Annotated in this window: 14 protein-coding genes and 1 pseudogene; 3 read left to right on the top strand and 12 right to left on the bottom strand. The window is 65.0% G+C overall.

Annotated elements, in window-relative coordinates; translation table 11 throughout:
• Positions 1 to 2: 2 nt before the first annotated feature.
• Genes ACQY5A_RS16390 through ACQY5A_RS16365 form a run of 6 tightly spaced genes read right to left on the bottom strand, consistent with a single transcriptional unit; the run spans position 3 to position 4,349 of the window.
• Positions 3 to 875, bottom strand: a complete 873-nt coding sequence (locus tag ACQY5A_RS16390; protein ID WP_428341360.1) for an enoyl-CoA hydratase-related protein — start codon at positions 873 to 875, stop codon at positions 3 to 5.
• A 19-nt stretch (positions 876 to 894) separates the two neighbouring features.
• On the bottom strand, positions 895 to 1,131 hold the full coding sequence (locus tag ACQY5A_RS16385) for a biotin/lipoyl-containing protein (protein WP_428341359.1): 237 nt from the start codon (positions 1,129 to 1,131) through the stop codon (positions 895 to 897).
• Positions 1,124 to 2,122, bottom strand: a complete 999-nt coding sequence (locus tag ACQY5A_RS16380; RefSeq protein ID WP_428341358.1) for an alpha-ketoacid dehydrogenase subunit beta — start codon at positions 2,120 to 2,122, stop codon at positions 1,124 to 1,126. The genes ACQY5A_RS16385 and ACQY5A_RS16380 overlap by 8 nt, the downstream gene beginning before the upstream one ends.
• Positions 2,123 to 2,126: 4 nt before the next feature.
• A complete protein-coding gene (locus ACQY5A_RS16375) occupies positions 2,127 to 3,065 on the bottom strand; it encodes a thiamine pyrophosphate-dependent dehydrogenase E1 component subunit alpha (RefSeq protein WP_428341540.1) in 939 nt (312 codons plus the stop codon).
• A 50-nt stretch (positions 3,066 to 3,115) separates the two neighbouring features.
• The gene (locus ACQY5A_RS16370; protein WP_428341357.1) at positions 3,116 to 3,436 is read right to left on the bottom strand and encodes a hypothetical protein; all 321 of its coding nucleotides are present in this window, start codon (positions 3,434 to 3,436) and stop codon (positions 3,116 to 3,118) included.
• 49 nt (positions 3,437 to 3,485) lie between these two features.
• Positions 3,486 to 4,349 (bottom strand): mycofactocin-coupled SDR family oxidoreductase, encoded by an 864-nt coding sequence (locus ACQY5A_RS16365; protein WP_428341356.1) that lies wholly within the window; start codon positions 4,347 to 4,349, stop codon positions 3,486 to 3,488.
• Between the two features lie 327 nt (positions 4,350 to 4,676).
• Between ACQY5A_RS16365 and htpG the strand changes: the two are divergent.
• Positions 4,677 to 6,606, top strand: a pseudogene (htpG, locus tag ACQY5A_RS16360) (molecular chaperone HtpG).
• Here htpG and ACQY5A_RS16355 read toward each other — a convergent pair.
• Both ACQY5A_RS16355 and ACQY5A_RS16350 read right to left on the bottom strand, forming a co-directional pair.
• Positions 6,603 to 7,874: an acyl-CoA dehydrogenase family protein gene (locus ACQY5A_RS16355; protein WP_428341355.1), complete on the bottom strand. Its 1,272-nt coding sequence runs from the start codon at positions 7,872 to 7,874 to the stop codon at positions 6,603 to 6,605. The pseudogene htpG and the gene ACQY5A_RS16355 sit on opposite strands and share 4 nt — an antisense overlap.
• The gene (locus ACQY5A_RS16350; RefSeq protein WP_428341354.1) at positions 7,874 to 9,016 is read right to left on the bottom strand and encodes an acyl-CoA dehydrogenase family protein; all 1,143 of its coding nucleotides are present in this window, start codon (positions 9,014 to 9,016) and stop codon (positions 7,874 to 7,876) included. Before ACQY5A_RS16350 ends, ACQY5A_RS16355 begins: the two co-directional genes overlap by 1 nt.
• A gap of 129 nt (positions 9,017 to 9,145) precedes the next feature.
• Here ACQY5A_RS16350 and ACQY5A_RS16345 point away from each other — a divergent pair, with 129 nt between their 5' ends.
• Both ACQY5A_RS16345 and ACQY5A_RS16340 read left to right on the top strand, forming a co-directional pair.
• Positions 9,146 to 9,943, top strand: coding sequence for a hypothetical protein (locus ACQY5A_RS16345; protein ID WP_428341353.1), 798 nt, complete (start codon positions 9,146 to 9,148; stop codon positions 9,941 to 9,943).
• Positions 9,944 to 9,969: 26 nt separating this feature from the next.
• Positions 9,970 to 10,590, top strand: a complete 621-nt coding sequence (locus tag ACQY5A_RS16340; RefSeq protein ID WP_428341539.1) for a hypothetical protein — start codon at positions 9,970 to 9,972, stop codon at positions 10,588 to 10,590.
• Positions 10,591 to 10,611: 21 nt separating this feature from the next.
• Here ACQY5A_RS16340 and ACQY5A_RS16335 read toward each other — a convergent pair whose 3' ends face one another.
• Genes ACQY5A_RS16335 through ACQY5A_RS16320 form a run of 4 tightly spaced genes read right to left on the bottom strand, consistent with a single transcriptional unit; the run spans position 10,612 to position 14,184 of the window.
• Entirely contained in the window at positions 10,612 to 11,583 is a 972-nt protein-coding gene (locus ACQY5A_RS16335) for an alpha/beta hydrolase (RefSeq protein ID WP_428341352.1), read from the bottom strand.
• A 47-nt stretch (positions 11,584 to 11,630) separates the two neighbouring features.
• A complete protein-coding gene (locus ACQY5A_RS16330; protein ID WP_428341351.1) occupies positions 11,631 to 12,779 on the bottom strand; it encodes an amidohydrolase family protein in 1,149 nt (382 codons plus the stop codon).
• The gene (locus tag ACQY5A_RS16325; RefSeq protein WP_428341350.1) at positions 12,776 to 13,828 is read right to left on the bottom strand and encodes an amidohydrolase family protein; all 1,053 of its coding nucleotides are present in this window, start codon (positions 13,826 to 13,828) and stop codon (positions 12,776 to 12,778) included. The genes ACQY5A_RS16330 and ACQY5A_RS16325 overlap by 4 nt, the downstream gene beginning before the upstream one ends.
• A complete protein-coding gene (locus ACQY5A_RS16320; protein WP_428341349.1) occupies positions 13,825 to 14,184 on the bottom strand; it encodes a Rieske (2Fe-2S) protein in 360 nt (119 codons plus the stop codon). The genes ACQY5A_RS16325 and ACQY5A_RS16320 overlap by 4 nt, the downstream gene beginning before the upstream one ends.
• Positions 14,185 to 14,283: the final 99 nt, after the last annotated feature.

The raw sequence follows: 14,283 nt of genomic DNA, 5'->3' as shown, positions 1-14,283 counted from the left end.
ACCTATGGGGTTGCTGCGCCGTCGCTCGATGCGGCGGCGGCGGCCTGGCGTCGGGCGTGCTCGGACGGCAACACCTTGTCCTTGAACACCTGCTGAATCAGTTCCTGCACGTCCTTGCTGACCGACGCGAGCGCGACCAAATCGTTGGAGGTTTGCCAGTGCACCCGCATGCCCATCAGCTCCCAGGCCCGCTTCAGGTTGGCCTTGGTGAGCATCAGGGTGGTCAACGGCGCCTGGGCGATATGGCGGGCGATCGAATCCACCCGGGCGTCCAGGTCCTCCCGCTTGACCACCTCGTTGACGAGGCCGACCTCCAGCGCCTTCTTGGCGTCGATCACCTCGGCGGTGAAAAGGTAGTAGGCGGCGCGGCGCCAGTTCATGAACACCCAAGGCTCGATGGAACATTCACCGGATGGCATACCGAACCCCTGCAGGGGTGGGTAAGAGAAGTAGGCGTCCTCGGAGGCGATGACGATGTCGGTGGTCAGGCCCATGTGCGTACCGCCGCCCACGCAGTAGCCGTGCACCTGCGCGATGGTGGGCTTGGAGAACTCCCACAGATTGAGGGTCGGCTTGACGAACAGATCCGACTGCGCCTTCCATGGATTGCCGGTCACCATGGCGTTCTCCACGAACGCCGGATAGTCGGTGGCGTTGTCGCCGATCGCGTGCCCGGAACAGAACCCCTTGCCGTTGGCCCTGAGCACCAGAACCTTGATGTCGTAATCGCGGTCGGCATCGAGCAACGCGGCATCGACTTCTTCGGCGAGTTTCTGGTCCTGAGCGTTGGCCTTCTCGGGCCAGTTGAGGGTGATCTTCGCGATCGGTCCATCCTTTTGGTAGATGATTCTTTCTCGGGTCTCGTTGAGATCCATCTGTTTTCGTGCCCTCTCTCTAAGAAGTGATGACGCCGATTTCTGCGCCGATGTCGTAGGTCGTGCCGATCTCGCCGATCCACTGCACGGTGCCCGATGCCCCGGCTTCGATTTCTTGTTCAACCTTCTCGGTGGCAATCACAAAGATCGGTGTGCCCTCCTCCACGTGCTCTCCAGCCGCCACCAGCAGCTCGGTCAGCTCGGCTTCCGAGACGGCGACCGACACCCGCGGAATGCGAATAGTGAAGTCAGCCACGCGCTCCCGCCCTCTGCAGAGTTCGCTGGGCGGCGGCGACGACCCGCTGCGGAGACGGGTACACCTGCGCCTCGAGCGCTGCCGCCGCAGGATTGGGGACAAACCTGGCGGCGACCCGCTCGACGGGTGCTGCGAGCTCGCCGAACAGTTCGGCTTGCAAGATCGCGGCGACCTCGGCTCCCGGGCCGGCGAATTGCACGGCGTCGTGGACGATGACCGCCCGGCGGGTGCGGCGCACCGATTCGACGATGGTGTCGACGTCGAGCGGGACCAGCGTCCGCAGGTCGACCACCTCCGCGCTGACATCCTGGCCCGCCAGGGTTTCCGCCGCGGCCAGCGCATCGTGCACGGCGCGCCCATAGCTGATCAGGGTCACATCCTTGCCCGGACGCTTGATGTCGGCCTGCCCCAACGGAATCCTGAAACCCGGATCGACCGGAACTAGCCCCTTCTTGCTCTGCAGCCGAACAGTTTCGACGAACAGGCATGGGTCCTCGTCAAAGATCGCCGACGCCAGCAACCCTTTGCCGTCCCGCGGGGTGGAGGGCACGATCACCTTCATGCCCGGGATGTGCATGAACCACGCCTCCAGACTCTGGGAATGCGTTGCGCCGGTGGCCAATCCGGCATAAACCTGAGTACGGACAGTGATCGGGGCGGTGGTTCGGCCGGCAGTCATGAAGCGAAGCTTGGCGGCGTTGTTGATCAGCTGATCGGCGGCGATCCCGATGAAATCCATGATCATGATCTCGGCTACCGGCAACATCCCGTCGATCGCGGCACCGATCGCAGCGCCGACGATCGCGGCTTCCGAGATCGGAGTATCCAGGACGCGGTGATGGCCGTACTTCGTCGACAAACCTGCCGTCGGCCCGGACGCGCCTGGGTCAGCGATGTCCTCGCCAAGCAGGAACACTCGTTCGTCAGCCTGCAGCGCCTGATCCAACGCGAGGTTCAGCGCCTCGCGCATCGTCATCTCTTTGTCTTCCATGCCTTTACACCGGGAACTTGATCGGGTTTGCGTACACGTCGCGGTCCAACTCGTCGGCCGACGGAGACTCGGCGGCCATTACGGTCTGCAGCGCAGCGTCCACGGTCGTCGACGCCGCGTTGTCGATGCTGTCCAACTCGGCCTGCGTACAGATGCCGGCCTCGGCGAGGTGCGCACGGAACTTCGGCACCGGGTCGGCCTCCATCGCCGCGGCAAGCTGTTCCTTGGGAATGTAGGGCATCCGGTCGCCGAAGTAGTGGCCGCGAAAGCGGAATGTCACGCACTCGATGAAGGTCGGGCCGTCCCCGTTGCGGGCACGCTGCAACGCCTCGTCGAGAACCGATTTCACCGCCAGCGGGTCGTTGCCGTCAACCCGCACGCCCGGCATGCCATAGCCGGCCGCCCGGTCGGCGACGTGCTCGATCTTCATCGTGTCGGTGGTGGGTGTCATCTCGGCGTAGAGATTGTTCTGGCACACGAAGACCATCGGCAGGGCCCACAGCGCAGCCATATTCGCCGCCTCGTGAAACGACCCGGTGTTGGTCGCGCCGTCGCCGAAGCTGACCACGGTGACCCGGTCCAGTCCTTTGCGTTGCGCCGACATCGCCAGACCGACCGCCACCGGCGGCCCGGCTCCCACAATTCCAGTCGACAGCATCACGCCGTTGTCGGGTTTGGCGATGTGCATCGTCCCGCCCTTGCCGCGGCTTGCGCCGACGACGCGTCCCATCATCTCGCCGTAGATCTCTTCCAGCGGCACGCCTTTGCCGATCAGGTCATGCAGCCCGCGGTAGGTCGTGACCAGCTGGTCGTCGGCCCGCAGTGACACACCCATCGCGGCAGCGATTGCCTCCTGACCGCGGGACGGCCAGTACACGCACATGAATTCCCCGGTGCCAATGCCTTTGGAGAGCCGGTCATCGGCAGCCTTCATCAGCACCATCAACGCATACAGGCGCTGTTGGACGTCCGCAGAGACCTCTGCTGCCGCAATCACTTTGTGTAAGCACCAATCTCCCGGTAGACCTTGGGAATCGGCGGCGTCTCCAGGTTGAGCAGTTCCAGCGAGGACATCTTGCCGCTTGCGCCAAGCTCACCCAACTTGGCGACCACGCCGTCGAGGTCGTCGCAGTCGAGTTCGTAAATGGCGATGAACGGCCCAGTTCCATCGGACGGCGCGAAGCGGCGAGCCGACACGATTCCGTCCACCGAGCAAATCTCCGCCAGATGCGTGTCGTTGTACCACTTGTGATATTCGGCTTCGCGGTCCGCGGTCACCGGCATGGTCTCCAGATAGATGATGCCTTTGGCCATCATCCCCACCTCTCCATTTCGGTTGCTGTGCAGTTCAATTGACAGTGCGTCAGGCGCCCGACCACGGCTTCACCTTCAGGAAGCCGCCGCCGTCGACGCGGAGTTGCTGACCGGTGATGTAGCGGGCGGCGTCGGAGGCCAGGAACAGCACCGCCTCGCTGATGTCCTCGGGTTCGACGTAGGGAATCGGCATGGCCTGAACCAGCGGGAAGACCGGTTCGGCATCCGCGCGGGTCGGGTTCGGCAGGTCGGGCCGGAAAGCCCGGTACATCGGTGCGCTGTGCAACATGTCGGTGTTGACGTTCGTCGGGTGCACCGCGTTCATCCGGATGGAGAACGGAGCCAGCGAGCGGGCGAAGTCGTTGACGTAGTGCGCGGCGGCGATTTTCGCGAAGGCGTATCCGGCTCCACCGGGCCCGCCGTCGATCCCAGTGGTGTTCATCGACGACATGAATGCCGCGTTGGACCCGATCACGATGATCGATGCCCCGGCCTCCAGATGCTTGAGGCTGGCGTGCACCAGGTTGAGCACCCCACCGAGGTCCACATCGACCGCATCGGCGAACGCCTGGGCCGGCAGTCCCGCCGTCAGCGGGCAGATCCCGGCGTTGGCGACCACGATGTCGAGGTGGCCGAGTTCGGCGACGCCCTGGTCGATCGCGGCCGCGAGTGCTGACCGGTCCCGAACGTCGGCGATCGCGGTGACGACGCGCTGACCCTCCTTCTCGACGAGACGGGCGGTTTCGTCGAGGTCTTCGGGCCGGGCCAACGGATACTCGTTGGTCTCGATGTCCTCGCACAGATCCACGGCGATGATGTCGGCGCCCTCGGCGGCGAGCATGCGCGCGTGCGAGCGGCCCTGACCACGCGCGGCTCCGCTGATGACCGCGACCTTGCCCGTCACTCTGCCCATGCCCGATCCCCTCTCATGCGCTCAACAGCGCGACTTACATTGGCGCTCAAGCCATTCGGTACGGGAGCCGGCGTCTGCATGGGTCGCCGTAGGCGCGGCGGAGGCGCTGACCCGACCCACGATTGGGACCGGATGAGCGTTCAACTCCATCGCTTCTCTCTCACGACGCTGCGTCATTGCGGAGCGGGCTGCCGAAAATTTATCGTATCTATTCTACTTAAAATAGGAAAGACACCGAAACGGCCCGGCAGCCGCTCTGCGAGGCGTGTTCGCGGCGGCGACGTGCGTTTCGGTAGATTCACCAGCTATGTCGTGGAGCAAGCAGTCATGAGCGCCGGCGTCGAGCAGTTGGAGTTTCAAGCCGAGGCGCGCCAACTCTTGGACCTGATGGTGCACTCGGTCTACTCCGATAAGGACTCGTTCCTTCGGGAGCTGATCTCCAACGCCTCAGACGCGCTGGACAAGCTGCGCATCGAGGCGTTCCAGAACAAAGACCTCGACGTCGATACGTCGGATCTGCACATCGAGATCGAGGCGGACACCGACACCCGCACCCTGACCATTCGTGACAACGGCATCGGCATGACCCGTGCCGAGGTGGTCGATCTGATCGGCACGCTCGCGAAGTCCGGGACCGCCGAACTGCGCCAGCAGTTGAAGGACGCGAAAAACCCCACCGTGTCCGAGGAGCTGATCGGTCAGTTCGGCATCGGCTTCTACTCCACCTTCATGGTGGCCGACAAGGTCGGGCTGCTCACCCACAAGGCCGGCGACAGCGAAGCCATCAAGTGGGAGTCCAGCGGCGACGGCACGTACACCATCGAAACGATCGAGGGTGCCCCGCAGGGAACAGCGGTCACGCTGCATCTCAAGCCGGTCGACGCCGAGGACGCGCTGCACGACTACACCTCGGAGTGGAAGCTGCGGACGCTGGTCAAGAAGTACTCGGACTTCATCGCCTGGCCGATCCGGATGGAGGTCCAGAAGACCACTCCCGGCGAGGGCGGTGGCGAGGAGACCGTCACAACCGAGGTCGAGACCCTCAACTCAGGCAAGGCGCTGTGGGCTCGGCCCAAAGACGAGGTGTCCGAGGAGGAGTACAAAGAGTTCTACAAGCACGTCGCGCATGCCTGGGACGAGCCGCTCGAGGTCATCTCGATGAAGGCCGAGGGCACCTTCGAATATCAAGCGCTGCTGTTCATCCCGTCGCGGGCCCCGCTCGACATGTACGAGCCCGACGCCTCCATCGGCGTGCAGTTGTACGTCAAACGCGTCTTCATCATGGGTGACTGCGACCAGCTGATGCCCCGATACCTGCGCTTCGTCAAGGGCGTTGTAGACGCCCAAGACCTGTCGCTGAACGTGTCCCGCGAGATCCTGCAACAAGATCGACAGATCAACGCGATTCGGCGCCGGTTGACCAAGAAGGTCCTCTCGACCATCAAGGAATTGCAGACCGAGCGACCAGACGACTACCGCACCTTCTGGGGCGAGTTCGGCAAGGTCGTCAAAGAAGGCCTGATGCGGGACTTCGACAATCAGGAGATGCTGCTCGGAATCTCCTCGTTCGCCTCGACGCACAACGAGGACGAGCTCACCACGCTGGCCGAGTACGTCGGACGGATGAAAGAAGGCCAGCGGCAGATCTTTTACGCCACCGGCGAATCACCACAGCAGATCCTCAGCACTCCGCATCTGGAAGCATTCAAAGCCAAGGGCTATGAGGTGTTGCTGCTCTCCGACACGGTCGACGAGATCTGGCTGGGTTCGGTCACCGAGTTCGACGAAAAGCCGCTGCAGTCGATCGCCATGGGCGACGTCGACCTCGACACCGAGGAAGAAAAGACCGCGCACGAGGCCGAACGCAAAGAGCAGGAGCAGGATTTCGCCGATCTGCTGACCTGGCTGACCGAGACCCTGAGCGAGCACGTCAAGGAAGTGCGGCTGTCCACTTCGTCTGACCGATTCGCCGGCCTGCCTGATCACCGACGCGTTCGGCATCACGCCGTCGCTGGCCCGCATCTACCGGGCCACCGGCCAGGACGTCCCGGTCGGCAAACGGACGTTGGAGCTGAACCCGACGCATCCGCTGATCACCGGGTTACAGCGGGCACACAGAGACCGCGGCGATGACCCGACGAACGGCGAGACTGCCGAATTGCTCTACGGTGCAGCGCTTCTCGCCGAAGGTAACGCGCCCGAGGATCCGGCGCGGTTCGCCGACCTGTTGGCGAACCGGCTGGCGCGCACGGTCTAGCGGCTGGTCTTGCCGTGCTTGACCTGGTTGAACGGCACACCGCGATCGGCGGCGTATTCGCGGGGGAAGTTCAACACCCGCTCACCGATGACGTTGCGGGCCAACTCGCTGGTGCCGCCGCCGATGCAGACGGTTTGACGGGACAGGTAGCGCAGGCCCGTTTCCAGGCCCTCCCCCTCGGCGCCGACGACTCCGGCGGTTCCGGTGATGGACAGTCCGGCGTCCATCTCCAAAGTGACTGTCTCGGCGTGGAATAGCCGTAGCAGGGTCCCGGCGGCGGGCGGTAACGAACCGTCGTTCACGCTGCGGAAGATGTGCGCACCGAGTTGGTCGCTGACCGCACGGTGCACCAGTGCCCGCCCGGCGATCTGTCGCACCCGCTCGTTCTCGGATTGTCCGGTCGTCGCGGCCAGCCGCGCGTAGTTCACCGGAGTCGAGCGGCCACCCTCGCTGCCGCTGCCGCTGGCGAACTCCGAGCCCATCCCCACTGCGCGGCGCTCGTGGTAGAGCTGCCGCGAGGCCACCGACCACCCCTCGTTGACCTCACCGACGACCGCGTCGTCCCCGACGTCGACGTTGTCGAGGAACTCCTCGCAGAATTCCGTGGAGCCGTTGAGCTGAGTGATGCGCCGCAACGTGATTCCGGGATGCTTGATCGGCACCAAGAACATGGTCAGGCCGTCGTGCTTGGGTACGTCCCAATTGGTGCGAGCCAGGCACAGGCCGTAGTCAGCGCTGAATGCGCTTGTGCTCCAGGTCTTTGCGCCGTTGAGCACCCACCGGTCGCCGTCGCGGTCGGCGCGGGTGAGCACACCTGCGAGATCCGACCCGCCGCTGGGCTCCGACAACAGCTGTACCAAGACCTCGTCACCACGCAAGGCCCCGGCGATGTGCTGACGCTTGATCTCCTCGCTGGCGGTGTCGAGCAACGTCGCGCAGCAGATCGTGAACGTCGGGGTGTTGAGGATCAACGGCATCTCGTAGCTGAGGCTCTCGCCGTTGAAAGCCTTCTGATACTCGTAGTCCAGACCCAGGCCGCCGTACTCACGGGGAAAACAGATCCCCGCGAAACCGCCTTCGTAGAGCCGCTTTTGGAGTTCGCGGGCGCGCAGCCAGCAGCGCTCCTCGTCGCGGTGAGCCGCCGGCGGGTGCGCCGGGTCGATCGGCGGCATGTGCTCGGCGAGCCAGGCCCGCGCGCGGGCCCGGAACTCGTCGATGGATTCGGCGTCGGCGGATGCCGCGGCGTCGACCCGGTACGTCTCGGTCATCAGGCGGACCTCGGCGCCTGCTGACCGGCTTCCTGCAGCGCGTAGACCCGCAGGTTGTGCTCCTCCGGTGTGCCGAACACGGAGCGGTACAACGCAGCTCGCCGCAGGTAGAGGTGCAGGTCGTGTTCCCACGTCACGCCGATGCCGCCGTGCATCTGCACGCACGCTTGGATGATCACAGTGGCCATCTCCCCGACGTAGGACTTGGCGACGCTGGCCGCCAGCGACGCATCGGCCGAACGTTTCGAGATGGCCGTCACCGCCGCGGCGGTCGTCGCTCGGCACGCCTCCAGCCACATCTTCATGTCGGCAAAACCGTGTTTGAGCGCTTGGTAGGACGCGAGCGGGCGACCGAAGCTGTGCCGATCCAGCGCCCACGCCACGGTGAAGTCGAAGACAGTCTGCAGGATGCCGACCACCTCGGCGCACTGCAGTACCTGCGCGATCTGGCTCTGCCGGTCGATCAGGTCGGACGGCCCGTGGACAGCCGCGCCGCGGTCGACCTCGACTCCGTCGAATTGCACTCGGGCGTAGTGCTTGACCATGTCGATCGACTGCTGCGGCTCGACGCGCACGCCAGGCGCGTCGGTCGGAACCAGGAACTGGCGCACGCCGTCGTCGGTGCGGGCCACCACCAGGAGCAGGCTGCTCTGGGCGCCGGCCTCGACTCGGTCTTTGACACCGTCGATGCGATAGCCCGAGTCGGTCGCCGTCGCAGTGACCGACGGCTCGTGCGGGGACCAGCCGTGGCCGGGCTCGTACACCGCCCATGAGGCGACGGCCTGGCCGGCGACCAGGGATTCGATCGTCTCCGCATGAGCTTGCGGGTCGGTGGAATCCACCAGCGCCGCGAGCACGGTGCTGACCGGGAACAGGGGGCCGGGAGCCACCGTCTTTCCGAGCTGTTCGGCGACCATCGCCAAGTCGGCGAACCCATCGCCGGACACGCTGCCGCCACCGAGTTCCTCGGGAACCAGCAGCGCCGTCCACCCGAGTTCGGCGGCTCGCTGCCACCAAGGGTGTTCGAACGAGACCCCCTGGGAATGCAAGTCCCGCACCCGACTCAGTGGAACCTCTTTTTGCAGAAACGACTGGGTTGTGGAGGCGAAGAGTATCTTTTCGGGGGAATCGACGGCAGTCATGATGATGGCGAAGACCTTCCTGGCCGTGCGTCTCAGTCGCTGGTCGCTGGTGACCCGATGGTAGCAATGAGCAATACCGTAAGAGATACCGGAGTTCAATCGATATGACGTTTCCAAGGTGCGATAGCCATGGCTGACGCGGGAAACGGGCCGCAGGATCCGGCCAAGACGAAGGCTGACGCGCTCGCGCTTGCCGAGCAAGCCGAGGCCGAAGCCGCCGAGGCCGAAGCGCTGGCAGCGGCCGCCCGTGCACGCGCCCGGGCCATCCAACTGCGGCGAGAAGCTCAGGCCCAAGAAACCCAGGCCCAAGCGGAAGCGGACGCCGAGGTCGAAGCCTCTGAAGCCGGCCCGGCGGTAGCCGAAACCGAAATCACCGACGAGGTGGCCGAGCCCGCAGAGCCCGAATCCGCAGAGCCCGAGCCCGCCGGCCGACGGTTGCACGCGCCGAAATTGTCGCTGGCGTTGGGTACTGCCGCCCTGGTCGCCATCGTCGGATTGCTCGGTGCCAGCGGCTGGATGGCCTGGCAGCACCACAACGTCGTGAACGAACGACAGCGCGCCGCGGCCTTCTCCGCGACCGCCCGACAAGGCGTCATCAACCTGACCTCGCTGGACTTCAACAAGGCCAAGGAAGACGTTCAGCGCGTCCTCGACATTGCCACCGGCGACTTCAAAGACGACTTTCAAAAGCGCGCAGAGGATTTCGCGTCGGTGGTGAAAGATTCCAAGGCGGTGACCGAGGGATCCGTCGCGGCGACTGCGGTCGAGTCGATGAACAACGATTCCGCTGTCATTTTGGTGCTGGCAAACGAGCGCGTCACGAACATCGCGGGCGCCAAAGACCAACCGCGGACCTTCCGATTCCGGGTGTCGGTGGTGCATGACGGCGCCGATCTGAAGGTGTCGAAAGTGGAGTTCGTACTGTGAGCGACGACGACACGACCACGCCCGACATCGAGCCCACCGAGGGCGTCGAGATCGATAGGGCCGTCGACAGCGACGAGGCCACCGAAAGCGACGACGCCCCGACCGAGGCCGACCCGTCGCCCGACAGCGAGACGAGCCCGACAACCCCCAAACGACGTCTCGCCGCGATCCCCGTCATTCCGCTGGCTCTCATCCTGAGCCTGCTGGCAGCAGGCGGCCTGGCCGGATGGCTGTACTTCTCGCAGTACCGCCCTGACGCGCAGACAGACGATGCGGTCGAACGAACTGCGGTCAATGCGGCCCGAGACGGGACCGTGGCGTTGCTGTCCTACAAGCCTGACACCCTCAACCAGGACTTCGATGCCGCCAAATCGCACCTCAGCGGCGACTTCCGGAACTACTACGACCAGTTCACCAGGCAGGTCATCACGCCGGCCGCGCAGTCGAAAGGCGTGACGACCATGGCTCAGGTCGTCGGCGCAGCGGCCACGGAGCTGCACCGGGATTCGGCGGTCGTGCTGGTCTTTGTCAACCAAGTCACCGCCAGTAAGGAACGGCCCGACCCCACGATGGCGTCCAGCAGCATCCTGGTCTCGTTGACCAAGCAGCAGGGGGTCTGGCTGATCACGAAGTTCGATCCGATCTGACAGGGCCAAAGTCTCGCCCGTCTAGACGGCGAACGCCCTCCGGATTGCCTGCGCATGCAGCGCGGTGCTCTCCTGCGAGACGACCCAGTCCGGCACCGCTGAGTCGAACCCGTGGAACGTCGCCGCCACAACGTGCAGCTCCGTGTGCACGAAAGCGTGCAGCAGCCGGTTCGCATAGTCGATGGCCTCATCGCGGCACGGATCGATCTCAGCGCAGCTGATGAATGCGGGCGGCAGGCCTTCCAAGTTGGCCCGCTGAGCCGGAACCTGCTGCGCCGTCGCGGCGCCGTGACCGAGATAGTGGCCCCATGCCCGGCTCACCGCGGGCCCGTTGAGTCCCGGTGTGCGCTGAAATTCCCGTCGTGACGGCGTCGCGTCGGAGTCGAGCATCGGCTGGTGCAACACCTGCGCAAGGATCGTCGGGCCTTCCCGGTCGAAGGTGCGCTGGGCCAATGCCGCCACCAGCGCGGCGCCGGCGTCGCGGCCCATCACCACGACCCGCTCGCCGTCGGCGTCCAGGGCCGCGCTGTTCTCGACGACGTAGCGAAACGCGGCTTCCACGTCGTCGAGCGCACCCGGACCGGGATGTTCGGGCGCCAACCGGTAGTCAACCGACGCGACCAGGCAACTCGCCTCGCGGGCCAGCTGCACGCAGTGAGCGTGGTCAGTGTCGAGGGTGCCGGTGACGAAACCGCCGCCATGGGCGTAGACCACCAGGGGCGCGGCCGAGCCGGCCGAACCGCGGTACAACCGAAGACCGAGCCGTCCGCCGTCCGGTCCGGCGATGGCGCGGTCCTCGATCTGGACGCCGGCGGTGTCCACGGCGGCGGCACGAGCGGCGGCCAGCAGGTCGGCCCGCTCCCGCTCGGTCGGCAGCGACTCGGTCCGGAATTCAGCGATCGCCAAACCGGCCGCCGCGTCGCGCAGCGCCGGGTCGATGCGGCCGATCCCTCTGGGGCGGGTGGCCTCGGCGCGATCGATCTCAGTCGTCATGCCCTCGTCCTTCAGCGTGATCGGGTCACCCTATTTAAGCGGTTGACTCAGGGCCGCTCTCCGGGGAGGGCTTTGACGGTCGAGGGCAGACCGTACAACGCGGTCGCGTTGCCGCGCATGATCCGCTCGCGCTGCGCCGCCGGAAACCGGTTGATCGCGTAGGTCGGCGCGTCGTAACTCCAGTGCGGATAATCCGTCGAGAACATCAGGTTGTCGCCGAGATCCATCATCTCGACGTACTCGCGGAACTGTTTGACGTCGGTGTCCTCCAAAGGCTGGGTGGTGAACCGGACGTGTTCGCGTACGTAGTCCGAGGGCCGCCGACGGACGTGCGGCAGATCGGCGCGACGCGCTTCCCAAATCCGGTCCATCCGTGACATCACTGGCATGGCCCAGGTGAAGCCACCCTCGACGAACACCACCCGTAGGTCGGGGTGCCGGTCAAAGGCGCCGTCGAATACCAGGCTCATCAGATGCGAGACGTACAGCAGCGGCCATGACGCGAAGAAGTCGTGCCAGTGCGCCGGATTGCCCACCGGATAGATCGGAATCAGCTCGAATGGTGTCTGCCCCATCAGGTGGGTGGCCACCGGCAGCCCGTTGGCCGATGCGGCTGCGTACAGCGGGTCGAAATGCGGGTTGCCGAAAGGGATTCCGCGGGTCTGCGGCGTCATCAGCACCTGCGCCATGTACGGATGACCTGCCCAGCGCTCGACCTCGCGCGCCGCCTGCTCAGGCACTTGCGCGCTCACGCTGATCGAGCCGCGCCAGCGGCCGTGCGCGTTGTTGCGCCCCAGCCACACATCCGCGAGCCAGTCGTTGTAGGTCGACTTCAGCACGTGCTCGGCCTGTGGAAATTGCGCATCGCACATCGGTTCCAGCGTGGCGATGCTGACGCCGGCGTCGACGAGTAGTTGCTGGGCTGCGTAATCGGGATCAGTGCCGGCAAGGCCGCCCCCGGGTGGCGCGGCGTCGACGCGCATCGACATGGTCTTGTAGGAGTCGGGCGTGTCGTAGAAGTGCGGGAGTGGGGTGACGGCGTTTCCGGTCGGCCAGATCTTGTCAACCCATTCAGGTGGCGCGTAGGACTTGAGGACGTCGGTCGAGACCGGCATCGGATGCACGTCGGTGTCGACGATGGCGACCGCGATCTCGTCGCTCTCGGTATGCGATTCGGCCCGCTCGATGATGGTCATGACGCGCTCCCTTTCATTGGCGCCGTAAGCCCGTACAGCTCACTGGCATTTCGCCACAACACGCTGTCGCGCTGCGCGCTGTCCAGCCCGCCGGCGGCGTCTTCGGGTGACGACGTCGACCAGTGCGGGTAGGACGATCCGTACATCAGCAGATCGGTCTTGCCGGAGAACTCCATCCACCGCTGCGTCTGGCTCAAATCGGTGGGCCCGTCGAACGACGACGAGCAGAACCGGACGTGGGCGGGCAGGTAGTCGCTGGGATAGCGGTCCACCCAGGGCGTCTGATCGCGCATCGACAGCCAGAACGTGTCCAGGCGCCACATCAGCGGGGTCAGGATGTCGTAGCCGCCATCGGCGAACACGAATTTCAGGTCGGGGTGACGTCCGAATACACCCTCGACGATGAGCGTCGCCAAGTGCACGAAGTAGTTCAGCGGCATGAAGGCCGCATAGCCGGGGTAGGTGCCGGCATGACCGGCGAACGTGGGCGCGTAGTCAACCCCGTTGCCGCCGTTGATGTGAACGGCGACCGGAAGACCGTGGGCGGCGGCGGCCTCCCAGATCGGCTCGAACATCGGCTTGCCGTAGGGCTCGCGGGATTGCATCGGGACGCCGACCTGCACCAGCTTGGGATGTCCGGCGAGGCGTTCGATCTCGGCGACCGCGCCCTTCGGGTCCTCCGGGTTGACCCTGATGGTGCCGCGGAAGCGGTTGGTGGTGTCCGGCTCCAGCCAGCGATCCAGCAGCCAGTCGTTGACGGCGGCGCAGATCCGACTGTTGAGCAGATAATCGGCAATGTTGCCGCGGGTCAACGGGTTCAGCACCGCGTAGTCGACACCGGCTTCGTCGAACAGGTGCCGGGCAACGGTCTCGCAGTCGGAGCCGGGATAGTGCTCGCCGTACAGGTCCTGCCGGTAGTTTCCGTTTGGCGCCTGATACCACTGTTGTTCGACGTCGGGGATGGACCGCAGTTTGTGGGCAGCGGGCAGGTAGCGCCGGATCTCGGCGTTGTAGCGGAATTGCGGCTGAACGTTCGTGTCGATGATCATGCGGTCAGGAACACTTGCCCGTCGGCGACGTCGACGTCGTAGGTGCGGACCCGCCGCTTGGCATCGGCCAGGTTCTGCCCCGTGGTGACATCGAATTCCCAGTTGTGCCAAGGGCATCGGACAATCTGGCCATCTTTGACGCGGCGCAGCCCGCCGGGCTCGTCGGGAGCGAACTCGTTGGTGCCGCCCAGGAGACCCTCACACAGCGGGGCGCCTTCGTGGGAGCAGTAGTTGACGATCGCGTGCAGCGAACCGGCGACGTTGTATACGCCGACGCCGAACTTCCCGACGTCGACCAACTTCATCGCGCCCGGTGGCAGCTCGTCGAGAGTGCACACGAATCGACGTTCAAGCACGGTTCAATACTGTCCCTACTACGGTAACGGTCACAAGCGTTGGGCTTGGTTGCTATCTATACTATGATAACGAGATTCCAATCGCCCTGTAAGGAGCGG

The sequence above is a fragment of the Mycobacterium sp. genome, assembly GCF_965277065.1.
Lineage (GTDB): Bacteria > Actinomycetota > Actinomycetes > Mycobacteriales > Mycobacteriaceae > Mycobacterium.
Note: the sequence above shows the minus strand (reverse complement) of the source record. Positions and strands in the feature narration are given on the sequence as shown.